Consider the following 23143-nt stretch of genomic DNA (forward strand, 5'->3'; position numbering starts at 1 on the left):
ACGAGCTGTCCGCGGAGACCCGGAGCACATCCTTCACCGCTCCGGGGGGAACGGACCCATGCCACCACGTCTGTGTACGGCCGCGAGATCCGCGGCGTACACCGCACTTCTGCTCACGCTCACCGTTCTGGTCACGCTGGTGGCCCCGGTGGGGGCGGCGCGGGCGAGCACCGCCACCGCCACGACCGCCGCCCCGGCCGCCGCCGCCGAGGACTGCCCGTCCTTCCCGCTCTCCGCGTACGGCGAGGCCGCGCCCGAGGGGAACACGCTCACCCTCCCCGCCGACGGGACCGCCTGCTTCACCTTCACCGTCGCGGAGCCGGGCCTGCACCGCCTCCTGGAGTCGGGCACCGGAAGCCACAACGTGCACACCACGGTCTACGACGGCGAGGAGCAGGTCGACTGCTACGACCCGCAGTGGGGCGAGGGCTGGTGCCGTCTCGATCGCACCGGCACGTACACGCTGCGGCTGGTCAACGACTGGGCGGACACCAGCAAGTTCACCTTCGGGCTGGTCCCGATCGGCACGGACGAGGGCTGCGCCGCCCCGATCCCCACCGGCTGGGACACCCCGCCCCTCGTGGCCATGACCGCGGGCCCGACGGCCGTGCAGTGCGTGCGGATCGAGGGGAAGCCGGGCGAGCGGCTCACCCACGAGATCACCACCACCACCTACGGCTACGGCCTCTCCTGGATCACCGACGAGACCGGTGCCCGGATCTGCCCGCACTTCAACGAGGACGACAACGAGGGCTGCGTGCTCCCGGGCGACGGCCCCTACCGCGTCCTGTCCCACGTCGTCGAGGCGGAGGGCGGCTTCCCGGCCGAGTACAGGCTGAAGGTCCGCCGCATCTCCGACCCGGCCGGCTGCGCCCGCATCCCGGTCAACGCCTACAACTCCGCGCCCACCACCGTGACTCCGGCCACCGGCTGCAAGACGTTCACCGCGGCCCACGCCGGCCCCCACGAGGTCTACGCGGTCGGCACCTCCCGTACCAAGCTCACGGTCTACGACCGCGCCGGCAAGACCGTCTGCACCACCTGGGACGGGTGCGATCTGCCCGCGGCCGGTGACTACACGGTCTACACCGACCAGGCCACCCTCATCATCGACCGCGCCTCGGACGCCGGCTGCGTACCCGCCGGAATGGGTCTGCACCGGTCAGGGTTCGCCTCGGCGGGGGAGATCGACTGCGTCTCCCTGGACCTTCCCACCGGGGCCCGGATGGCCGCCCTGAAGTCCCTCGGCGGGCCGGGCCCGCACCCCGAGACGACGGTGTACGACGCAGACGGCGCGTACCAGTGCGCGGGGACCGCCCTCACGTCCGGCACCTGCGAGCTGGACGGCAAGGCGCCGTTCCGGCTGCACATCTCCACCGACGACGACGACCCGGCGACCGGCGCCTACGCCCTGGCGCTGCACCGCACCGACGTCGCCTCCGGCTGCCCGGCCTTCCCGGCCGGCGACTTCACCGCACAGAGCCCCGCCGCCCGGATCACCACCGGCGACGGAGTCTTCTCGCAGTGCCTCAGCATCCCCGCCGACGCGCACAGCGGGCGGGAGAACATCCAGCTCCGGGCCGCACCGGGGCAGACGTTGACCGCCGAGTTCACGGTGCTGGACGAGAAGGGCGTCGAGGCCTGCTCGGTCTACCCCTCGACCAGCACCTGGACGACCTGCGAGCTGAAGCCCGGCGCCGCGTACACCGTGCTGTTCACGGGCCGGGACAGCACGACCACCTACACGCTGACCCGCAGGGACGTCACCGCCACCGCGAAGGGCTGCACGCCCAACCCGGTGGTCCGGGCCGGCGGCCCCTCCTCCGGCGGTGCGATGGGCGCACCCGGTGAGCTGCGCTGCCGCCAGATCACCACCACCGACGCCGAGGACACCGTGCACGTGGACGTGCGCGACGCCCTGGGAACCGCGAACGTGGTGGCTTACGGCGCGAACGGCGAGGCCCTGTGCAACCGGAACCAGGCGTGCGCGGTCACCGGTTCCACCAGCTACCAGGTCCTGGTCACCGTGCGCGCCGGGCTGAAGGCCGCGCCCGACTACCGGTTCGACGCCGTGCGCGTCGCCACCGCGGCCGGCCCCGCCGAAGGGTGCGTCGCGGTACCCAACGTCAGTTACGGGTACGGCCCCGTCACCGGCACCCTCGACGAGGCGCACAGCACCTTCTGCGCGTCGCTGCCGACCGCCTACCGCGACCGCTTCGACATGAAGATCAGCGACACGGACGGCGCCGAGGAGACGGCGGTGCCCTCGCTCTACGACGCCGGCCTCAACAACGGCTGCGTCCGGTACATCCCCACCGGCTACCGGTGCGGCGTCGACGAGCCCTACTCCAAGGACCCCACCCCGAGCACCCTGGTCCTGTCGCTGCCGGAGACCGCCGCGAAGACCTCGTACTCGGCGGAGGCCGTCTGCTCCGGCATCCGCTGCGGTGCGGAGACGGTCACCATCGGCACGGTCAGCCCGACCACCGCCGCTGCCGGCGGCAAGGCCACGGTGACGCTCACGGGCACGGCGCTGCACAAGGACGACATCGTCCGCCTCAGCCTCGGCGGCAAGGAGGTGGAGTCGACGACCACCGCCGTCTCCGCCGACCGCAGGACGCTCACGGCGGTCCTCGACCTGACGGGCGTCGCGTCCGGCGTCTGGAACGTCACCGTCGTCACGCACAACGCCGTCGCCCACCCGCGGGGTTCGTTCACCGTCACGCCCGCGCGGCTGGCGTCCACCCGGCCGCCGGTGATCACCGGGGAGGCCGAGGTCGGCGCGACGCTGAGCGCGAGCACCGGTTCCTGGACGGTGACGCCCACCTCGTACGCGTACCAGTGGAAGGCGGACGGTGCGGCGATCTCCGGTGCGACGGCCGCCACGTACGCGGTACCGGCGACGCAGCTCGGCAAGAAGATCACCGTCACCGTCACCGCCCGCCGCACCGGCGACCCGGACGCCCAGGGGACCTCGGCGGCCGTCACGGTCGCCAGGGGTGACGCCCCGAAGGCCACGGTCGCGCCGGTCGTCTCCGGGGCGCCCGAGGTCGGCGCGACGCTCGGGGTCGGCCGCGGCGCCTGGGCGCCCAAGCCCTCCTCGTACGCCTACCAGTGGAAGTCGGCCGGTGTGGCGATCTCCGGTGCGACGGCCGCCACGTACACCGTGCCGGCGTCGCAGCTCGGCAAGAAGATCACCGTCACCGTCACCGCCCGGCTGACGGGGCACGCCGACGGCGGCGCGACGAGCGCGGCGGTCACGGTCGTCAAGGGCGACGCCCCGAAGGCGACGGTCGCGCCGGTGATCTCCGGGACGCCCAAGGTGGGGTCCACGCTCACCGTCGGCCGCGGCGCGTGGGCGCCCAAGCCGTCGTCCTGGGCCTACCAGTGGTACGCCAACGGTGCGGCCATCTCCGGGGCCACCGCCGCCACGCTGCCGCTCAAGGCGGCCCAGCGGGGCCGGACGATCACGGTGAAGGTCACCGCGCACCTCACCGGCCACGCCAGTGGGGCGGCGGTCAGCAAGGCGACGAAGGCGGTCGCCTAGGCGTATCGACCTCCAGCGGCCTCCCACCGGACACCCGGTGGGAGGCCGCCGGTGGTTTCCGGGCCGGCCACCGCGCGCACGCCGGCCCCCGGGGCGATCGGCGAGGCAGCCCCTCTAGCGCACCGCCCGCAGTGTCCTCGGCCGCTCCGCCCGCGGCTCCTTCTCCCCGGCCGGGTCCGCAGGGAGCGCCAGGCCCACCAGCTCCGTCAGCGCGTCGATGCGGAAGTCCGCCGTCTCCACCACGTCCGGGTGCTCCGCCCACCAGTGCCCGTACGGCCCCCGCCGCAGGTGCGCCGTCCGCATCCCCGCCGCCGCGGCCGGGAACAGGTCCTCCGCCGGGTGATCGCCCACGTACAGCGTCGCCTCCGGGGCGGCCCCCGCCACCTCCGCCACCCGCGCGAAGAACTCCGGGTCCGGCTTCCGGGCGCCCCACTCGTCCGAGGTGGCCACCAAGTCGACGGGCAGGTCCAGGCCCCGCAGCAGCTCCCCGGCCCGGACCGTGCCGTTCCCCGCCACCACGACCCGGACGCCCGCGGCCCGCAGCTCGCCCAGCGCGGGCCGGACGTCCTGGTAGAGGTCCGACTCGTCGAGGTGCTCTCCGCGCCCGGCGGCGGCCCGCGCGCGGTAGGCCTCCTCGACGTCCATATCGGGGCGCAGGACGCGCAGCGCGTCCGTGGCCTCGCGGCCCTGGGCGACGGCCGCGCCCACCAGCGCACTGAGCGTGTGCGGTGGTACGCCGAGCCAGTTGGCCCAGGACGCCCAGTGCCGGTCGTCGCGTACGAGGGTTTCGCCGATGTCGAGGACGATCGTTTCCATCACCGTTCCGACACTAAGCGCGAGGACGCCGTCGGCGGGGTCTCATCCGGGTGAGTCGGCACGCACGAGTGACCATGAGCCTGTCGCGACCGGCGATTCCCCGACAAGCGACCCCCGATGCCCTGGTCCGGCGCGCGCGCCTCGCTCGTATGCTCGGTTCATGACCGATGCTCAGAGCGGACGCCCCACCTCCAACGCCATGCGGCGCGCGCTCAAGCGCGCCCGTGACGGAGTCGCCCTCGACGTGACCGAGGCCGCCGTCCTGCTCCGGGCGCGCGGCGACGACCTGACGGATCTGGCGGCCTCCGCCGCCCGCGTACGGGACGCGGGCCTGGAGGCGGCGGGCCGGCCGGGCGTGATCACGTACTCGCGCAAGGTCTTCATCCCGCTCACCCGCCTCTGCCGTGACAAGTGCCACTACTGCACCTTCGTCACCGTCCCCGGCAAGCTCCGCAGGGCCGGCCACGGCATGTTCCTGTCGCCCGACGAGGTGCTGGCCATCGCCCGCGAGGGTGCGGCGATGGGCTGCAAGGAAGCGCTGTTCACGCTGGGTGACCGCCCCGAGGACCGGTGGCCCGAGGCACGGGAGTGGCTGGAGGCGGAGGGGTACGACGACACCCTCGCGTACGTACGGGCGATGGCCATCCGGGTCCTGGAGGAGACGGGCCTGCTGCCCCACCTCAACCCCGGGGTGATGACCTGGACCGACCTCCAGCGCCTCAAGCCCGTGGCCCCCTCGATGGGGATGATGCTGGAGACGACGGCGACCCGCCTGTGGTCCGAGCCGGGCGGCCCGCACCACGGCTCCCCGGACAAGGAACCGGCCGTACGGCTGCGGGTGCTCGAAGACGCGGGGCGCTCCAACGTCCCCTTCACCACCGGCGTCCTGATCGGGATCGGCGAGTCCTACGAGGAGCGCGCCGACTCCCTCTTCGAGCTGCGCAAGACCGCCCGCGCCTACCACGGCATCCAGGAAGTCATCGTGCAGAACTTCCGCGCCAAGCCGGACACGGCGATGCGCGGGATGCCCGACGCGGAGCTGGAGGAGCTGGCCGCCGCCATCGCGGTGGCCCGGCACATCCTCGGCCCGTCCGCCCGGATCCAGGCCCCGCCGAACCTGGTGGACGCCGAGTACGCGCTGCTCATCGGCGCGGGCATCGACGACTGGGGCGGGGTCTCGCCGCTGACCCCCGACCACGTGAATCCCGAGCGCCCCTGGCCGCACATCGACGAACTGGCCGCAAAGACAGCCGACTCGGGTTTCACACTCCGCGAACGCCTCACCATCTACCCCGAGTTCATCCAGCGCGGCGAGCCCTGGCTCGACCCCCGCCTCCTCCCGCACGTCCGCGCCCTGGCCGACCCGGAGACGGGCCTGGCCCGCGAGGACGCGATCCCCGTCGGCCTGCCCTGGCAGGAACCGGACGAGGGCTTCAGCTCCTTCGGCCGCACCGACCTCCACACCACCATCGACACCGAGGGCCGCACGGGCGACCGCCGCGACGACTTCGACGAGGTGTACGGGGACTGGGAGGCGCTCCGCGAGGCGGCGGCCCCCGGCATGGTCCCGTCCCGCATCGACGCCGACGTACGCCAGGCGCTGAGCCGGGCCGCCGACGACCCGACGAAGCTCACCGACGACCAGGCGCTCGCCCTGCTCCACGCGGACGGCCCGGCGCTGGACGAGCTGTGCCGGATCGCGGACGCGCTGCGCAGGGACGTGGTCGGCGACGACGTCACGTACATCGTCACGCGGAACATCAACTTCACCAACGTCTGCTACACCGGCTGCCGCTTCTGCGCCTTCGCCCAGCGCCGCACCGACGCCGACGCGTACACGCTCTCCCTGGACCAGGTCGCGGACCGGGCGGCGCAGGCGTGGGACGTCGGCGCGGTCGAGGTCTGCATGCAGGGCGGCATCCACCCGGACCTGCCCGGCACGGCGTACTTCGACATCGCGCGTGCGGTGAAGGAACGCGTCCCCGGCATGCACGTGCACGCGTTCTCGCCCATGGAGGTCGTCAACGGGGCGACCCGCACCGGCCTGTCGATCCGCGACTGGCTGACCGCCGCCAAGGAGGCCGGGCTGGACTCGATCCCCGGCACGGCGGCGGAGATCCTGGACGACGAGGTCCGCTGGGTCCTCACCAAGGGGAAGCTGCCCACGGCCACCTGGCTGGAGGTCATCAGGACCGCCCACGAGGTGGGCCTGCGCTCGTCCTCGACGATGATGTACGGGCACGTGGACCAGCCCCGCCACTGGCTCGGCCACTTCCGTACCCTCTCGCGGCTCCAGCAGGAGACGGGCGGGCTGACGGAGTTCGTCACCCTCCCCTTCATCCACACCAACGCCCCGGTCTACCTGGCCGGCATCGCCCGCCCCGGCCCGACCGACCGTGACAACCGCGCGGTCACCGCGATGGCGCGACTCCTGCTCCACCCGCACATCACCAACATCCAGACGAGCTGGGTGAAGCTCGGCACGGAGGGCGCGGCGGAGATGCTCCGCTCGGGCGCGAACGACCTGGGTGGCACGCTGATGGAGGAGACCATCTCCCGTATGGCGGGGTCGAGTTACGGCTCGTACCGCTCGATCCAGGGCCTGGAGGCCATCGCCGAACTCGCGGGCCGCCCGTCCCGCCCCCGCACGACCCTGTACGGGGAGGTCCCGGCCGAACGCGTGGCGGCGGCGACGGCCTCGGACGGGCATCTGCCGGAACTGCTGCCGGTGCTGCCCAGCTGAGAGCGGGGGAGAGGCGCGGCCGCCGCGCCGAACCCCAACCACCCCGACCGTGCGGACAGTTGCCTTCGTTATGATCGCCCCTCCCGAACGCTGGAGGTCGCAGTGAGCGAAAGTCCTGTCCGCACGGTCGAGGTGCCGTTGGAGGACGGCAGCGACGAGGCGATCCGTGTGCAGATCCGTGAGGTGGACGATTCCCTGGTGCGGGTCGGCCGCGGAGACCGCTCCGTAGCCCGTGCGGAGCGGTCGTTCGGGCAGATGCTGGATACGGTGCGGCCGGTGGCGGAGAGCTTCGTCGGCAGGTTCCGGGGAATGGCCAACGCGCCGGACGAGATCACCCTGGAGTTCGGTGTGTCGCTGTCGGCCGAGGCGGACGTGGTCATCGCCAGCACCTCGACGGCGGCGAACTTCTCGGTGAGCCTGGCGTGGCACAAGGGCGACGCGGTCGAGCCGAACGAGCCCGCACCGGACGAGGGCTGACGTGACCGGCTTACGGGGGGACGCGGACTCCATGGGGCCGGAGGAAGAGGCGCCGAGCGCCGACGAGGCGTTGAACGCGGCGGTCGTCCGGGTCAGAGGAGGCAACGGCGCGATCGCCGGAGGCGGCTTCCTCGTCACCCCGGACCGCGTGCTGACCTGTGCTCATGTCGTGTTCGACGCGCTGGCGAGGGGACGGGACCTCGATGTCGCCGTCGGCGCCGAGGTGCTGATCGAATTCCCGCTCGCCGACGGGCCCGGTGAGCGGCACTTCGTCGCCGAGGTCGAGCAGTGGATACCGGAGGAGCCCAAGCACTGCGGGGACGTGGCGGTGCTGCGGTTGCGCGATGCGGTGCCCGGCACTCGTCCGCTGCCGGTGGCAGCCTCCGACGCGGTGTCGCACCGGCCGGTGCGCGTCGTGGGATTCCCGGACGACGAACTGGGTGTGATCTGGCACCGGGGAGAGCTCAGCGGGAAGTCGTCGGGCGACTGGATCCAGCTCTCCCGCGCCGACAGCCGGACGACCCACATCACCCGCGGCTACAGCGGCAGCCCTGTCTGGGACGAGCGGCGCGGCGCGGCGGTCGGCATCGTCGTCGCGGCCCAGCGGAACCGCGACGCCACCCAGCAGTCCTTCGCGATCAGCGTGAAAGCGGCGCTGCGGAAGCTGCCCGATCTCGATCGCGCGCTGGCCGCGCATCCGTTCCGGGGCATCGACACCTTCCAGGAGCGCCACGAGGACATCTTCTTCGGCCGCGACAGCGACATCGAGGACGTGGTCGCCGCGCTGGAGAAACACGGGGCTGTCACGCTCTTCGGACCGTCGGGCTGCGGCAAGTCCTCGCTGGCGCTGGCCGGAGTGGTTCCCCGGATGCGGCGCGAGAGCGGCGAGGCGGAGGACGACGACCGGCTCGGCCCCGACGCGATCGTGGTGAACGCCGGCGCCGATGGCCCCCTGCTCTCCCGACTGGCCGTCGACCTCTACGAAGCCGTACGCACCGGACGGTACGGGGACCGGCGGGCGGAGAGCGTCGACCAGGTGGAGGAGTGGCTGGCGGACCGAGGCCTGGTGCAGACGCTGAACCGCCTGCGAGGCGCTTCGGACGGCAGATGCCTCGTCGTCCTCGACCAGGCCGAGGCACTCCTGAAACTCGACGAGGAGGAGTTCGACGAAGTCGCCGGACTTCTCTTCCCGGAAAGCGATCCGACGGCCGGATCCCTGCTGCTCGTCACACTCCGGTCCGACTTCATGGACGCGGCGCTCAGACATCCCCGCCTCGGCCCCCTGGTGGGCGGCAGCCGCCTGCTTCCGCTGACGCCGATGTCACGGAGCCAGCTCCGGGACGTGATCAACAGACCGGTGGAGAAGGCTCCGGCGGTGGAGTACGACCCGGGGCTGGCCGACCGCATTCTGGACGACGCGTGCCGGGAGCCGGAGAATCTGCCGCTCCTCGGCTTCCTGCTGAAACGGCTGTGGGACGAGCGGTCCGCCGGCCGGCTGCGCACGTCGACGTACGTGGCGCTGCACGGGGTCGAGGGCGCGTTGGAAGAGCACTGCGAGAAGGCATGGAGGCAGTACGTCGGCGAGAGTGAGCGGATGGCCGCCGCCAGGCTCCTCAGGGGCCTGGTGAGAGTGCTGCCCGGGAGCGGGACGCCACTGCGCCGCAGGCTCACGCGGGGCGGGGCGGGCGAGGCCGGATGGGAGCTCGCCAAGTCGTTCGGCGCTCAGCCGTTCCGGCTGCTCGTGCTGCGCGGAGGCGACGGAGAGCCGGAGACCGCCGAGCTGGCCCACGAGAAGCTGATCGAGGTGTGGCCCGCGCTGAGGGATCAGGTGCGGGAGGACGAGCGGTTCCTGACGGGCCGCGCGGAGCTGAACCATGACCGCGAGCGTTGGACGAAGCAGGGCAGGCCGGCCGCCCTGCTGCCGGGAGGCCTTCAACTCGCCTCCATCCAGGCTTGGGTGAAGGACCGGGAGCCGGAACTCGACGCGCCCGAGCGTGACTTCCTGGAGCGGGCGCGCCGCCGTCGACGTCTGCGGCGCGCTCGCGGCCGCGCGGCCGGGACGGCGGCCGCTGTGGTGTTCGCGCTGATCGTCGGACTCGGCACCTTCCTCGTCTACCAGGAGCGCGTCAGCACGCAGCGTCAGCAGGACGGGCGGTCGCGTCTGCTGGCCAACTACTCCGCCGAGGTCGCCGAACAGGATCCGGGACAGGCCGCGCTGATCGCCATGGGCGCGTACGGCATCGCGCCCACGAACGAGGCCCGCAACGCCGTGCTCCGCAGGTACGACCAGGTCAAGAACGCCGCGTGGGTCCTGAGCGGGGCGGAGGGAAGCATCCGGGACGTGGCGATGAGCGTGGACGGCGCGGTGACGCTCGTGGCGACCGAGAACGGGCGCGCCACCCTGTTCGTCCGCCAGGCCGAAGGACGCGTCCAGCGGCTCCACCTGGACCTCGACGAGATGGCCTTCCACCCGCTGGTCAGCCGGGACGGCCGGCAGGTCGCTCATGTCTCGGCGGCGGGCACGTTGGTCCGGTACGAGGTCGACCTCGCCGCCGGCCGTCCGGAGGACCTGCTCCGGCCGCAACCCGGTTTGCGAGGACCGGAGTTCGAGAAGATGGCCGACACCCTGGGCTGGGTGGGCGTGGAGGAGAGACTGATGGCTCTCTCGCCGGACGCCGGAAGCCTGGTCACGATGGTGGACGGTCGGCTGACGCTGTGGGATCTGGCGACGGGGCGCCGCCAGGACGTGCCGGGCGGGCCGGTCGCGAGGAGCGAGTCCGTGTGGTTCGGACCCGACGAGAACACCCTGGTGGTCAGCCGGTCCGTGGCGGGTGGCAGCGACCTCGTGATGGACGTGGTGGACGTCCGTACGGGAAAGGTCCGTGAGCTGGCGGACGGCGTCGACGACAGTGCGATGTACGGCTCGGCGACGGCGCTGTCCGGTGACGGCGGCGTTCTGGTCTTCTGCCGTCAGGTGAAGAAGGGCGACGACGACCTCGCCGTCTACCGTGCTCTGCGGGTGAAGGACGGGCGGCCACTGAACAGCTACACGCACGACACCGGGTACAACAGCGACTGCGGAAGCATCGCCGTCGACGAGAAGGGCGATCGTTTCGTAGCGAACCACCATGGGTTGTGGATGATCGTCGGCACGCGACGTGGCAGCCGCGTGACGCGGGCCGAGGTGGCGCCGCCAGACCTGGTCGTCGGCCGTCTCCTCCAGGACGCGAGCCACCCGGTCGTTCCGGTGGTCTCCTACGGTGACAACCACGTGACGGCCCAGCCGCTGATCCCGCGCGGAGTCGACGGCTCCGACATCATCGTCGGCTCTCCGCGCCTGGTCGACGGCGGCAAGTCCCTGGTGGCCCAGATCAGGGAGTTGGACGAGCCCGACGAGGGCGAGACGCTGGCGCTCGTCGACGCGGCGACCGGCCGGATCACCACCGAGGTGAAACGGCCCACGTCTGCCGTGGTGGTCGACCGGGCCGTGGAGCATGACCTGCTGGTGAACGACGCCGGAACGCTCGTGGCGGACGTGGTCGACCGCGACCGGGTCCAGATCCGGGAGATTCCGTCGCTGCGCCAGGTGGCGGAGGTCAGCACACACGCGCCCCCGGAGGACCGGGGCGGGGCCCCGGAAGCGCTGACGCTGACCTTTCTCCGGGGCGGCGACGAACTCGTGACCCTCTCCGGCAGCCGGATCGAGCACTGGGACGCCAGGACCGGCCGCCGCCTGTCCCCCGTCATCGACGCCCGTTTGCTGGGCCTCACGAAGAAGAACCCGCCGCTGTTCGGCTCCGGCCGCCCGGAGGCCGTGGACTCGGGCTTCGCGGTGAACCCCCATGCGGAGAAGGGCTATGTGCAGGTCATGGTCGCCCGCGCCCCGGTCCTGCACGCCGTTCATCTGCGTACCGGCAAGGAGAACAAGGATCTGCGCGTCCGCCTGGGCCCGAGGATCGAACGGGCGGTCCGCGACAGCAGCGGTAGCTACGCGGCCGCCAAGTCGCCCGGCGGCATGATGGAGATGTGGTCGACGGCGACCGGAGAACGGCCGGCCAGACTCGTCGGACCGCTCGGGCCACTGGGCTCCGACGAACGCTTCACCGGGGACGGATTCGTCTTCGGCTTCACCGGGGCCGGCGGTGAGTTCTTCGTCGCGAACGGCGGCTCGGTGCGCTTCCAGCAGCTCGCGGACTCCAACGCCTACCAGACGTACGACTTCGCGGCGCACCAGCACTTCCTGGCGGCCACCAAGGACGGCAGGACTCTGCTGCGTACGCTCTCCGGAGGCAGCTTCGGGGGAGGCAACGGAGACCGCGGCCGTCTGGACCTGATCCATCTCGACCCCGAGCTCTGGAAGCGGCACCTGTGCGCCGTCGTCGGCCGCGACCTCACGGCGGAGGAGCGCTCCGGTCTGCCCTCGGGCCTGCCCGAAGGGATCTGCCCGGCCTGAGCCGACCTGTACTCCGGGAGATCCACACAGCTCGGTCACACCCATAGCCGTCCGTCCTGGGGTCGGCATAACGTCACGGGGTGATGGAACCCCCGCACCTGGACACGATCCGGCAGTCGTACGACGCCGTCGCCGCCGACTACGCCCGGACCGTCAAGGACCCGAGTGAGCTGGACCCGCTGTCGCGCGCCGTGCTGGCCGCCTTCGCCGAGCTCGTCACGTCGTCCGGCCTCGGGCCGACGGCGGACGTGGGCTGCGGGCCGGGCAAGGTGACCGCGTACCTGACCGGGCTGGGGGTCTCCGCGTTCGGGATCGATCTCTCGCCGAGGATGGTCGGGCTGGCCCGCGCGGCCCATCCGGAACTGCGCTTCGAGGTCGGCTCGATGACCGCGCTGGAGACGGGGGACGGCGAACTGGGCGGCATCCTGGCGTTCTACTCCACGCACCACCTGCCGCCGGAGTCGCTCCCCGGCGCGTTCGCCGAGTTCCACCGGACGCTGGCGCCCGGCGGGCACCTGCTGATCGTCACCCGGGTCGGCGACGACGGGCACCGGCAGCTGACGTACGGCTACGGAGGCCCCGCCGTCCCCTTCGACAGCTACCGGCTGCCGGGGGACCGGATCGCCGAACTGCTGGAGCGGGCCGGGTTCGTCATCACGGGGCGGACCCTTCAGGAGCCCGAGGAGGGCGCGAAGCGGCCGGTCGCCGGCTTTATGGCCCACAAGCCGGAAGCCCGTCAGGCGTAGCACGGCCCGGCGTCGCGCCGCCCGTGACGCGGGTGGGGGCCGGCCTTCCGTTTCCTTCTGTCATGACCCGGGCAACTCTTGCGGAGGCCGACCCCGTCGCCACGTGCTGATGTGCCCGATGAGTCAGGAGCGAGAAACCATGCGAACTCCGCCGATACCCCCAACGCCCGCCGGGAACAGCGGTGCCGACCCCGCCGGTGCGAGCGTTCCGCTTCCCCTTCGCCACCGGTTCGGCGCCACAGGTGCCGTCCGCAAGCGCACCACCCGCACCGCCGCCGTCCTCGCCGCCGCCGGTCTCCTCGTGCTGGGCACCGCCTCCGCCGCCCACGCCGATCCGCCGGGCAGCCTCCCCCAGAACGCGGGCGGTTACGAGCAGGCGTTCTCGCCCGCCTTCGACTACGACGGCGACGGCTGCTACGCCACCCCCGCCATCGGTCCGGACGGCACCCTCGCGCCCGGGCTGAAGACGACCGGCGCGATCAACGGCAGCTGCCGGGACCGGGGGGACCTGGACAACTCGCAGACGTATGCCCGGTCGAAGTGCAACAACGGCTGGTGCGGCATCGTCTACGCGACCTACTTCGAGAAGGACCAGGCCGTCCACGGCAGCGGACTCGGCGGGCACCGTCACGACTTCGAGCATGTGATCTCCTGGGTCAACCAGGGCTCCGACCAGGTGGACTACGTCTCGACGACGCAGCACAGCACGGTGAAGACCTATCCGCGCTCGCAGGTGCGGTTCGACGGCTCGCATCCCAAGGCCGTCTACCACAAGGACGGGCCGAGCACGCACTTCTTCCGCCTCGCCAACGGCAACGACGAGCCGCCCGAGAACCACTACGGCACCTGGCGATACCCGCCGGTCGTCGACTGGAACGGCTTCCCCAGCACGGAGTTGCGCGACCGGCTCATGAACGCCGACTTCGGCTCCGCGACCATCAAGGTCACCGACAAGGACGACCGCTTCCGCAATCTGCTCAACAACTCCAAGCCCGCCGGGATCCCCTTCGACCCCTGGGCCTGAGAGGCGCCCCCCGCCGCCCGGGGCCCGGATCCCGGGCGGCGAGGGCGTCCGTCACGCCAGGGGAAAGGCGCGGCGGTAGTCGCTCGGCGACACCCCGATCTGTCTGACGAAGTGGTGCCGGAGGTTGTTCGCGGTGCCGAGGCCGCTCAGCTCCCCGATCCTGGCGATCGGCAGGTCCGTCGACTCCAGCAGGCTCTGGGCCCGTCGCAGCCGCTGATTCAGCAGCCACTGCAACGGGGTCACCCCGGTGGCCGCCTGGAGCCGCCGGTAGAGGGTGCGCGGGCTCATCGCGGCCCGCTGGGCCAGGTCCTCCACCGTCAGCGGCTGGTCGAGGTGCGCCCGGGCCCAGTCCAGCACGGGCGCCAGGCCCCGGTCGTCGGTGGCGGGCACGGGCTGGTCGATGAACTGAGCCTGGCCGCCGGGGCGGTGGGCCGGCACCACCATCCGGCGGGCCAGCTGGTTGGCCACGTGGGCGCCGAGGTCGCGGCGTACGAGGTGGAGGCAGAGGTCGAGTCCCGCGGTCAGCCCGGCGCTGGTGAGGACGTCGCCGTCGTCCACGTACAGCACCGAGTCGTCGACCCGCACCTTCGGGTAGCGGTCGGCCAGTTGGGCCGTGTGCATCCAGTGGGCGGTGGCGCGCCGGCCGTCGAGGATGCCCGCCTCGGCGAGGGCGAAGGCGCCCGTGCACAGGGAGACCATGCGGGCACCGGCGTCGTGGGCGAGGCGGAGAGCCGCGATCAGTGCCGGGTCCAGCGGCCGGCCCTCGTCGACACAGGGGTCGGGCACCGAGGGCACGATGACGGTGTCGGCGCCCGCGAGGTCGGCCAGGCCGTAGCGGGTGTGCAGGGAGAGTCCGGCCCCGGTCGCCGGAGTGTCCGCGCCGGCCTCCCGCGTGCCGCACAGCCGCAGGTCGTACCAGGGGTCCGCCAGGTCGGGCTGCGGCTTCCCGAACACCGTGCAGGGAATGCTCAGTTCGTACAGGTCCCAGGAGGGAAGGCGGATCTCCTCGGTCACGACCACGGCGACGGAACCAGCGCTCATACGGTGCAGCGTATGGCAGGAATTTGGTGGTCGCCGTCACTGGTGTCACTTCTCCCGCCCTTCTCCTGCTGCGAGCGTGGTGCGTACGTGATCAACCGGCCCAGGCGTGGGCAGACGTACAGGGAGTTGTCGGAACATGGGTACCGAGCGTTCGGCCGTGACGGTCATCGGGCTGGGTCAGATGGGATCGGCGCTGGCAGCCACCCTGCTGGAGCGGGGGCACCCGACCACGGTGTGGAACCGTTCGGCGCACAGGGCGCGGGCGTTGGCCGAGCGCGGTGCCGAGCTCGCCGCGACGCCCGAGGAGGCCGTCGCGGCGAGCCCGCTGATCATCGTGTGCGTACTGGACTACGACGCGCTGCACGCCACCCTCGACCCCGTCGCGGGTGACCTGGCGGGCAAATCCCTGGTCAACCTCACCTCCGGGTCGCCCGAGCAGGCCCGGGAAGCCGCCGCGTGGGCCCGCTCGCACTCCGCCGACTACCTCGACGGCGCGATCATGACCACTCCGCCGGGGGTCGGCAGCCCCGAGATGATGTTCCTCTACGGCGGCTCGCCGACCGCCTTCGAGACCCACCGCCCGACCCTGGCGGCCCTGGGCGACCCCCTGCACCTGGGCGCCGAGCCGGGTCTGGCCTCCCTCTACGACGCCGCGCTGCTCGGCCTGATGTGGTCCACCATGACCGGCTGGCTGCACGGCACCGCCCTGGTCGGCGCGGAGAAGATCGAGGCCACGGCCTTCACCCCGGTCGCGATCCGCTGGCTGGGCGCCGTGACCGGGTTCCTCACCACCTACGCCGGCCAGGTCGACGCCGGCCGCTACCCGGGCGACGACGCCACCGTCGACGTACAGATCGCGGCCATCGACCACCTCCTGCACGCCGCGGCGGCCCGGGGCCTCGACAACGCCCTGCCCGAACTCCTCAAGGCCACCATGGAACGCGCCCGGGACGCGGGCCACGGCTCCGACAGCTACGCGAGCGTCATCGAGGTCCTGACGAAGAGGGCGGCCGGCGCGTGACGGTGACCCGGGCGGCCGTCACCCCTCCGGCCCCGGCGGCGCGCCCGGTTGGTGCCCCGCGCTGGGCGGACCTGCTCGCGACCGCCACCGACGACAGCCTGACCGCCCTGGGGGAGGCGGCGGGGCGGGACTGGTCGCGCCCCGCCCGCGGCCTCGACTGGAGCTGCCGCCAGACCCTGGACCACCTGGCCCTCGGCCTGACCGGTTACGCGGGCCTGCTCATCGCCCGCCCCACCGACCGCTACATCACGCTCTTCGCCTCCCTCGACCCCGAGGCACCCGTCGCCGACTGCCTGGACGGCCTCCGCATCGCCTCGGCCCTCGCCGCCTCCACCGTCCGCGGCACGGCGCCGGACGTACGGGCCTGGCACCCCTGGGGTCACTCCGACGCCGGCGGCTTCGCCGCCATGGCGATCACCGAACTGACCCTCCACACCCACGACATCACCCGCGCCCTCGGTGTCCCGTGGGACCTGCCCGACCCCACGAGCGCCGCCGTCCTGGCCCGTCTCTTCCCCGGCGCGCCTTCCGGACACCGCCCGTCCGACACGCTGTTGTGGTGCACGGGCCGGGCCGCGCTCCCCGGGCTGCCCCGGCGCGTGGAGTGGCAGTGGGACGGCACCGTGCGCTGACACGGGTCCCGGGCGGAGGTCATGCGCCGGGGCGGTGTCCCTCGTCGTGGCGGGGCAGGCCGCGCAGCAGCGTGCCGAGGTAGAGGCCGAACGGCGGCTCCGCCGGGGCGCTGCCCGCCGCCGCCAGCCAACGGACCACGCCCAGGCCGAAGACGGACCAGTTCTGTTCGGCCTGCCGGGTGTCCGCGCCGCCCGCGCGGAACGCCGCGACGGCCTTGCCGTGCAGCCGCTCGAAGGATGCGAGGTGGTGGCGGTGCGGGCGGGCCACGTGCGCCGCGTATCCGGGCACAGCCAGGAACTCGTCGTGCATCGCCCACGCGAGCCGCTCCAGCCAGTCGAGCCAGGTCGCGGCGTCGGGCTCGTCCTCGGGGAGCACCCGGCCGACCATGACCTCGCTGACGAGGTCCAGTACGCCGTCGCGATCGGGCACCCACCGGTACAGCGACGAGTGCGCGACCCCGAGCCTCGTCGCGAGCTCCCGCATGGTGAGCGTCGTCACGTCCCCTTGCAGGGCGGCATCGGCGATCCGCTCCCGGCTCAGCCGCGGCGGCCGCCCGGGCCCGTTCCTTCCGGTGCTGTTCATCGGGGCAAGCGTACGCAGGGAGGGGTGGGGCCATATTAGTGACCATTGGTCGCTAATGCTGCTAGGGTCGGCTGATGGACCTACGGGGAGCAGCACGGGAGCCACGGGAGATCGACGCCTCGGGGCTGCCCATGGACCAGGCGCAAGCGCTGGTCCTCGACGAACTGCGCGCTCTCACCGAGCGTGCCGAGCCGTTCGCGGCGATCCTCCTGATGCCCGCACCGCCACAGGGGAGCACTCCCGCTCCGGCGGCATCCGGTACCTCCACCGCCGAACGCGTCCGGACCCTCAAGCTGATCCGGCCCGGCCTCACGGAGCTCTGCCGCGGCCTCGCCTTCGTGGCGCCGGCGGACCTCCCGGCGGAGCGCGCGGCATCGATCCACAGCGCCGAACAGCTGTGGGGCTGCCCGACGATGGCCACGCAGGACGTGACGGCCGCCCGCGCGTGGGCCGGGGCGCGGGCCGGGGACTGACGGACGAGGAGCACGGGGCCGACGGGAACCTTGCCGTCGCGCACGGGGATCAGGCCGGGGTGGCCGCCGGCGACCTCGATGCAGTGGCTGACGCGATCAGATGCTCCGATCGGGCGGCCGGCGAGGTCGCCGTACGGTTCGCGCTGACGCAGGCCGTCCTGTCTCCGCGGGACGTGCTGCTCGTCGCGCACAGCCGGGGGCAGCGGCCGCCGGACGCCGGTGACCGATGACCGGCGCGGGGCCGTCCGTCGTCAGTCCGCACCGACCCGGGTCATGTTCTTCTCGGCCAGGGGCGCGTAGTGCTCGGTGAACAGCTTGCCCACCAGTTCGCCACGGCTGGAGACCCCGGCCTTTTCGAAGACCGCCTTGATGTGGTCCCGGACGGTGTGCGGGGAGAGGCGCAGCTGTGCGGCGATCTCGCCGGTCGGGAGACCGCGGGCGATGTACTGGGTGACCTCGGTCTCCCGGTCGGTGAGCTCGTACGCGTCCACGATCAGGGGCACGATCTCCGAAGTCTTCGCGGGCTCGATCACGACGGCGGAGGCACCCGGTCCGCCGCCCGCCTCCCGCAGGCAGGAGGCGTGACAGACCAGCCAGCGGCCGGCCCGGTTCCGTACCCGGGCACGGGCCTGGCCGCGGTCCCGCTCCTGTGCGACGGCGCGGGCCTTCATCGCGGTCGCCTGGACCCAGGCCGGCACCCGGATGCCCTGGGGCGAGGGCACGGCAGGGCCTTCGGGGAGGGTGTCGAGGTAGGCCAGGGCGTCGTCGTTGAACGACAGCAGTGTGCCGTTCGCGTCGAAGAGGAGGAGTCCGGGGCCGTGCGGGCCGCCCGGCTGCGGCTGCGGGGCGGGCTCGGCGAACGAGCGCAACTGCTTGGCGAGCGGAGTGACGACGGAGGCGATCAGCCGGGTCTCGGCGTCGTCGAAGGCCGGGCGCCCCTCGGCCCGGAACAGGCTGATGTGACCCTGGGGACGGCCCCCCACGCGCAGGACCGCTCGCAATTCGTCGTGGAATCCCCGCGGGCGCATGAAGGCCTCGTAGAGCGTGCTGCGCGCGGGCAGGTCACCGGTGGTCTGCCGGAGTCCGGCGACCGGCACGGGGGCCCGTGCCAGGTCGCGGAAGAGGTTGACGTTCTCGGTGAACAGTTCGGACTCCCAGTAGACGGCGCAGCCGTCCTCGTCCAGGTTCTCCGCGCGGATGGGCGCCGTCATCATGCCGGTCACCGGGTCGGTGACGCGCCATACCGCCGCGTCGTACGGCATGAGCCGTCGCAGGTGGGCCGAGGCCTCGGCGAACAGGCCGAGGGCGTCGGCGGCCCTCGCGGTCCGGAAGAGCAGTTCCGCCCGGCCGACCGACGTACGGGAGGCCGGGGTGCGGGAGATCGTCGAACCGGGCATCCCATGAATGTGCCAGTTCCGCCGGAACCTTCCAACCCCTCAAGAAGGGGATGGGAGAGGCCCTCCCGGGCGAGAAGACTCCTCCTCCTACCGCCGCCGCTCGGCACGAGAGGAAGGACGTGATCGTGGCCGGACTACCCGAACGACCCGAACATCCGGGAATCGCCGTGAGCTCCCTGGACGGGCTCGTCGCCCGGCTCAAGGGCGAGGTCTTCACCCCCGAGGACGCGGGGTACGCACGGGAACTCGCGGGCTTCAACCGGATCGGGCAGCACCGGCCCGGCCTGATCGTCGCCGCCCAGTCGGCCGGGGACGTGTCCGCCGCGGTGTCCTTCGCCGCCGGGGAGGCGCTCCCGATCGCCGTTCAGGCGACCGGTCACGGCATCGCGGCGTCCGCGCGCGGAGGTGTCCTCGTGTCCACCCGCCGGATGAACGCGGTCGCCGTCGACCCCCTCACCCGTACGGCGTACGTGGAGGCCGGAGCCCAGTGGCACCAGGTGATAGCCGCCTGCGGGCCGCACGGCCTGGCGCCGCTCAACGGGTCGTCCCCGCTGGTCGGCGTCGTGGGTTACACGCTGGGCGGTGGACTCGGGCCGCTGGGACGGCAGTTCGGGTTCGCCGCCGACCACGTGACCCGTATCGAGGTCGTCACCGCCGACGGCAGCGTCCGACAGGTCACCCGTGACCGGCACCCGGACCTCTTCTGGGCGCTGCGCGGCGGCAAGGGGAACTTCGGCATCGTCACCGGGCTCCGGTTCGGCCTGATGCCGGTGCGCCGGCTCTACGGCGGTGGGATCCACTTCCCCGGCGGGCAGGCGGCGCGGGTCCTGCACACCTGGCGGCAGTGGACCGCGACCGTGCCCGAGGGGATGACCTCCTCCGTGTCGTTGCTGCGGCTGCCGGACGTGCCGGACGTGCCGGAGTTCCTCCGCGGGACGTTCGCGGCGCATGTGCGGATCGCGTTCACCGGCCGGGCCGATGAGGGGGAGCGGCTCGTCCGTCCGCTGCGCGAGTGCGGTACACCGCTGGTGGACTCGGTCGCCGAGATGCCGTACACCTCGGTGGCCGACATCCACCAGGACCCGACGCATCCGCTCCCGTACCACGAACGCAACATCGTGCTGCGGGAGTTGGGCCGCGACGCCATGGAGGCGCTGCTGCGGGCGGCCGGGGCCGGCTCGTCGTGCGGCGACCTGATGGTCGAGGTGCGTCACCTCGGCGGCGCGCTCTCCCGGCCCGCCGAGGTGCCCAACGCGGTCGGCGTCCGCGAGGGCGCGTACACGCTGTCCACCCTCTCTCCGCCCGGATCGCCGGACGTGGTCCTCGGGGCGATGGAGCCCTGGAGCACGGGCCGCCGCTATCTGAACTTCCTCGCGGGGGCGGACACGGCCGACTCGGCGGCGGAGTGCTACGACGCGGAGACCTTTGGCCGGCTGGCCCGGATCAAGGCCGCGGTCGACCCCGACAACCTCTTCCGGCTCAACCACAACATCGCGCCGCGCCCGTGAACGAGTCGGCCGTCATCCTCTGGAGTCCATCGTGACCACGCACGAGGCCGCGTCGACCGCGTCGACCGGCACCGCCTCCTCCCCGGGAGCACGCTCGGACGGGCTGCGTTACGGGGCGTTGTTCGGCCCCGTCGTCTTCGGCGTCACCGCCGCCGGCGTCGCTTTGCCCGACGTGGCGTCCTCGCTCGACGCCTCGTCCACCGCCACGGCCTGGGTCCTCACGGCCCACGCGCTCGCCCTCGGCGTCGGCACCGCGCTGTTCGGCCGCCTCGCCGATACCCGCGGCGTGCGCGCCGCCCTGCTGCTCGGCTCGCTGGCCCTCGCGGTCGGCGCCGTCGTCTGCCTCGTCGCGACCGACCTCGGCGTCCTGGTGGCCGGGCGCTTCGTCCAGGCCGCCGGTTCCGGCGCCATGGCTGCCTGTGCCATGGCGCTCACCGCCTCGGTGCCGCCGGACCGGCGGCCGCAGGTCTTCGCCGGATTCGGGGCGACGATGGCGATCTTCTCGGCCGGCGCCACCCTGGCGGGCGGTGTCCTCACCGAGTGGGTGACCTGGCGCATCGCTCTGGTCCTGCCCGCGCTCTCCCTGCTCATCGTTCCGCTGTGCCTGGCCGGGGCGCCGGCGCGCAAGAACTCCGGCCGCCCGATGGACCTGCCGGGCGCCGCTCTGCTGACGCTCACCGCCATGTCGTTCCTCGTGCTGATCCAGTCCTCCGCGCTCGCGCTGGGCTCCCCCCTGGTGATCGCCACCGCCGCCGTCCTGGTCCTGTCGGCCGCCGGACTCACCCGGCGCATCCGCGGCAGCGACACCTCCTTCGTGCCGCGCGCGCTCGTCACCGACCGCGTGTTCCTGAAAGCCGCCGTCATCGGCATCGGCGTGTACGGGGGCCTGTTCGCCGCGATGTACGCCGTACCGCAGCTCCTCGTCCGCGACCACGGCTGGAGCGTCCTGTCCGTCGGCGTCCGGCTGCTGCCCGGCGCGGTCGTCGGCGCGGTGCTCTCCAGGATGGCCGGCCGGCTCACCGCGGGCGACCACGGCAACCGGCTCCTCGCCGGAGTCTCGATCGCCTTCGCCGCGGCCCTCGCCGGCGCGCTGACCGGCTCCGGCGTGCTGCTGATCCTCGGCGCCTCGCTCGGCTTCTCCGCGTTCTCCGTCACGCAGGTCTTCACCACCGCGCTGATGTCGGGGCACATCGAACCGGCCCGGCGCGGAGGTGCGATGGGGCTGCTCAACCTCACGTTCTTCGTCGGCGGCGGCATCGGCAGCGCCACCGCGGGCGCGCTGGCGAAGTCGATGCCGCTCTCCACGGCCCTCGGCGTGGTGGCGCTCTTCCCGCTAATCGCCGCGTTGGTGGCGGTCGCCCCGGCCGGGCGTACGGGGTCCCGGTCGTCCGGGCACGGGTGAGTCAGGCGGTGACTCAGGCGCGTCGGCCGGCGGTGACCGCCTCGCCCGCGTGGATGATCGAGCCGAGCATGGCGTGGGCGGCCTGGAGCTGTTCGATGGAGCGGCCCATGCGCTCGCGCTCGTGCTTGAGGTCCTGGGCCATCTCCTCGCAGGTCGGCGCCAGGATGGCGCCCTCCTCGGCCATGCAGGGCAGCACTTCCCGGATCAGCTCGGTGTTCAGCCCGGCCGCGAGCAGGATCCGGATCCGGCGTACGGCGGCGACGTCGGGCTCGCTGAACTCGCGGTAGCCGCTGGCCCGTCGCAGCGGTCGCAGCAACCCCTGCTGCTCGTAGTACCGCAGGCTCCTGGTACTGACGCCGGTGCGCTTCGACAGCTCGCCGATGAACATGTGACTCCCGGCACAGAAGTTTGACTCTGACATCAATGTCAAGGTCTAGCTTCACCGGCATGGCAACGAACCGCAAGACCCTGCACCGTCCCACCACCGACCCGAAGGCCCTGGCCGGCCGGAAGGCGGTCGTCACCGGCGGCACCATCGGCATGGGCCGGGCCATCGTCCGGGCGCTGACCGACCGCGGCGCGGAAGTGATGTACACCGGGCGCGACGACCGGCGGCTGGCCGAGGCCCAGGCGGCGCTCGGCACCCCGCTGGCCCACCCGGTGCGCTCCGACGTCACCGACGCCGGCGCGATCGACGCCCTCCGGGACCAGGTCGCCGACCGCCTCGGCTCCATCGACTACCTGTTCGTGAATCAGGGCATCGCCGAGTTCCAGACGCTCGAAGAGGTCACGGAGGAGTCGTGGGACCGCATCTTCGACGTGAACGCCAAGGGGGCCTTCTTCACCGTCCAGCGGCTGGCGCCGCTGATGGCCGAGGGCGGTTCGATCGTGTTCACCACCGTCTCCAACGACCAGATATTCCCCGGTCTCAGCGCCTACTCCGCGGCGAAGGAAGCCGTCGCCGCCTTCTCGAAGGTGCTCGCCGCCGAGCTGCTTCCCCGGGGGATCCGCGTCAACGCGATCGCCCCCGGATTCATCCTCACCCCCACCATGGGCGTGGCCGAACTGACCGAGGAGCAGCGCGCCGAGTTCGTCGAACAGGGCAACGCCTCCACGCCGATGGGCCGGGGAGGCACCGTGGAAGAGGTCGCCGCCGCCGCGCTGTACCTGGCGGTCGAGGCCACCTTCACCACCGGGGTGGAACTGACCGTGGACGGCGGGTTCGGCCAGGGCCTCGGCGCCTGACGGACCCGGGCCGGCAGGCGGGGCCGGGTCCGTCA

17 protein-coding genes are annotated in these 23143 nt (G+C 72.5%); 12 read left to right on the top strand and 5 right to left on the bottom strand.

All coding sequences use genetic code 11. The features are described 5' to 3' along the window. The first annotated feature begins 58 nt into the window (after positions 1–58). Positions 59–3547: a hypothetical protein gene (locus HET64_RS06340; RefSeq protein ID WP_215103052.1), complete on the top strand. Its 3489-nt coding sequence runs from the start codon at positions 59–61 to the stop codon at positions 3545–3547. 114 nt (positions 3548–3661) lie between these two features. Here HET64_RS06340 and HET64_RS06345 read toward each other — a convergent pair whose 3' ends face one another. Continuing rightward, entirely contained in the window at positions 3662–4363 is a 702-nt protein-coding gene (locus HET64_RS06345; RefSeq protein WP_215103053.1) for an HAD family hydrolase, read from the bottom strand. A 160-nt stretch (positions 4364–4523) separates the two neighbouring features. Here HET64_RS06345 and HET64_RS06350 point away from each other — a divergent pair, with 160 nt between their 5' ends. The 5 genes from HET64_RS06350 to HET64_RS06370 all read left to right on the top strand — a co-directional run bounded on the left by HET64_RS06350 (position 4524) and on the right by HET64_RS06370 (position 13806). After that, entirely contained in the window at positions 4524–7106 is a 2583-nt protein-coding gene (locus HET64_RS06350) for a bifunctional FO biosynthesis protein CofGH (protein ID WP_215103054.1), read from the top strand. Between the two features lie 102 nt (positions 7107–7208). Next, positions 7209–7583: a CU044_2847 family protein gene (locus HET64_RS06355; RefSeq protein ID WP_215103055.1), complete on the top strand. Its 375-nt coding sequence runs from the start codon at positions 7209–7211 to the stop codon at positions 7581–7583. Position 7584: 1 nt separating this feature from the next. Further along, on the top strand, positions 7585–12036 hold the full coding sequence (locus HET64_RS06360; protein WP_308369845.1) for a trypsin-like peptidase domain-containing protein: 4452 nt from the start codon (positions 7585–7587) through the stop codon (positions 12034–12036). Between the two features lie 83 nt (positions 12037–12119). Beyond that, positions 12120–12782: a class I SAM-dependent methyltransferase gene (locus HET64_RS06365; protein ID WP_251144873.1), complete on the top strand. Its 663-nt coding sequence runs from the start codon at positions 12120–12122 to the stop codon at positions 12780–12782. A gap of 139 nt (positions 12783–12921) precedes the next feature. Then, positions 12922–13806 carry an NPP1 family protein gene (locus HET64_RS06370; RefSeq protein WP_215103057.1) on the top strand — a complete coding sequence of 295 codons (885 nt, stop codon included), beginning with the start codon at positions 12922–12924 and terminating at the stop codon, positions 13804–13806. A 51-nt stretch (positions 13807–13857) separates the two neighbouring features. Here the strand turns inward: HET64_RS06370 and HET64_RS06375 are convergent, their stop codons facing one another. After that, positions 13858–14847 (bottom strand): GlxA family transcriptional regulator, encoded by a 990-nt coding sequence (locus tag HET64_RS06375; protein WP_215103058.1) that lies wholly within the window; start codon positions 14845–14847, stop codon positions 13858–13860. A 136-nt stretch (positions 14848–14983) separates the two neighbouring features. Between HET64_RS06375 and HET64_RS06380 the strand changes: the two genes are divergently transcribed. Both HET64_RS06380 and HET64_RS06385 read left to right on the top strand, forming a co-directional pair. After that, positions 14984–15868 carry an NAD(P)-dependent oxidoreductase gene (locus HET64_RS06380; protein WP_215103059.1) on the top strand — a complete coding sequence of 295 codons (885 nt, stop codon included), beginning with the start codon at positions 14984–14986 and terminating at the stop codon, positions 15866–15868. Next, entirely contained in the window at positions 15865–16500 is a 636-nt protein-coding gene (locus tag HET64_RS06385) for a maleylpyruvate isomerase N-terminal domain-containing protein (protein ID WP_215103060.1), read from the top strand. Before HET64_RS06380 ends, HET64_RS06385 begins: the two co-directional genes overlap by 4 nt. A gap of 19 nt (positions 16501–16519) precedes the next feature. Here the strand turns inward: HET64_RS06385 and HET64_RS06390 are convergent, their stop codons facing one another. Next, entirely contained in the window at positions 16520–17083 is a 564-nt protein-coding gene (locus HET64_RS06390) for a TetR/AcrR family transcriptional regulator (RefSeq protein WP_215103061.1), read from the bottom strand. A gap of 74 nt (positions 17084–17157) precedes the next feature. On the opposite strand from HET64_RS06390, the gene HET64_RS38795 reads away from it, so the two are divergent. Then, entirely contained in the window at positions 17158–17556 is a 399-nt protein-coding gene (locus HET64_RS38795; protein WP_251144874.1) for a hypothetical protein, read from the top strand. A 251-nt stretch (positions 17557–17807) separates the two neighbouring features. Here HET64_RS38795 and HET64_RS06400 read toward each other — a convergent pair whose 3' ends face one another. Further along, entirely contained in the window at positions 17808–18953 is a 1146-nt protein-coding gene (locus tag HET64_RS06400) for a helix-turn-helix transcriptional regulator (RefSeq protein WP_215103062.1), read from the bottom strand. A 167-nt stretch (positions 18954–19120) separates the two neighbouring features. Between HET64_RS06400 and HET64_RS06405 the strand changes: the two genes are divergently transcribed. Beyond that, entirely contained in the window at positions 19121–20461 is a 1341-nt protein-coding gene (locus HET64_RS06405; protein ID WP_308369849.1) for an FAD-binding oxidoreductase, read from the top strand. A 31-nt stretch (positions 20462–20492) separates the two neighbouring features. Next, complete coding sequence (locus HET64_RS06410) at positions 20493–21863, top strand: MFS transporter (RefSeq protein WP_215103064.1); 1371 nt, start codon at positions 20493–20495, stop codon at positions 21861–21863. Positions 21864–21876: 13 nt separating this feature from the next. Here HET64_RS06410 and HET64_RS06415 read toward each other — a convergent pair whose 3' ends face one another. Further along, on the bottom strand, positions 21877–22251 hold the full coding sequence (locus HET64_RS06415; protein WP_215103070.1) for a MerR family transcriptional regulator: 375 nt from the start codon (positions 22249–22251) through the stop codon (positions 21877–21879). Between the two features lie 59 nt (positions 22252–22310). On the opposite strand from HET64_RS06415, the gene HET64_RS06420 reads away from it, so the two are divergent. After that, a complete protein-coding gene (locus HET64_RS06420; protein WP_215103065.1) occupies positions 22311–23108 on the top strand; it encodes an SDR family NAD(P)-dependent oxidoreductase in 798 nt (265 codons plus the stop codon). Positions 23109–23143 lie beyond the last annotated feature (35 nt).

The sequence above is a fragment of the Streptomyces sp. McG3 genome (assembly GCF_018619185.1).
Taxonomy (GTDB): Bacteria; Actinomycetota; Actinomycetes; order Streptomycetales; family Streptomycetaceae; genus Streptomyces.

Bases quoted from the DNA above. Each gene is read 5' to 3' on its own strand.
- HET64_RS06340 (WP_215103052.1), top strand. From the start codon at position 59: ATGCCACCACGTCTGTGTACGGCCGCGAGATCCGCGGCGTACACCGCA.
- HET64_RS06345 (WP_215103053.1), bottom strand. From the start codon at position 4,363: ATGGAAACGATCGTCCTCGACATCGGCGAAACCCTCGTACGCGACGAC.
- HET64_RS06350 (WP_215103054.1), top strand. From the start codon at position 4,524: ATGACCGATGCTCAGAGCGGACGCCCCACCTCCAACGCCATGCGGCGC.
- HET64_RS06365 (WP_251144873.1), top strand. From the start codon at position 12,120: ATGGAACCCCCGCACCTGGACACGATCCGGCAGTCGTACGACGCCGTC.
- HET64_RS06370 (WP_215103057.1), top strand. From the start codon at position 12,922: ATGCGAACTCCGCCGATACCCCCAACGCCCGCCGGGAACAGCGGTGCC.
- HET64_RS06375 (WP_215103058.1), bottom strand. From the start codon at position 14,847: ATGAGCGCTGGTTCCGTCGCCGTGGTCGTGACCGAGGAGATCCGCCTT.
- HET64_RS06380 (WP_215103059.1), top strand. From the start codon at position 14,984: ATGGGTACCGAGCGTTCGGCCGTGACGGTCATCGGGCTGGGTCAGATG.
- HET64_RS06390 (WP_215103061.1), bottom strand. From the start codon at position 17,083: ATGAACAGCACCGGAAGGAACGGGCCCGGGCGGCCGCCGCGGCTGAGC.
- HET64_RS38795 (WP_251144874.1), top strand. From the start codon at position 17,158: ATGGACCTACGGGGAGCAGCACGGGAGCCACGGGAGATCGACGCCTCG.
- HET64_RS06400 (WP_215103062.1), bottom strand. From the start codon at position 18,953: ATGCCCGGTTCGACGATCTCCCGCACCCCGGCCTCCCGTACGTCGGTC.
- HET64_RS06415 (WP_215103070.1), bottom strand. From the start codon at position 22,251: ATGTTCATCGGCGAGCTGTCGAAGCGCACCGGCGTCAGTACCAGGAGC.
- HET64_RS06420 (WP_215103065.1), top strand. From the start codon at position 22,311: ATGGCAACGAACCGCAAGACCCTGCACCGTCCCACCACCGACCCGAAG.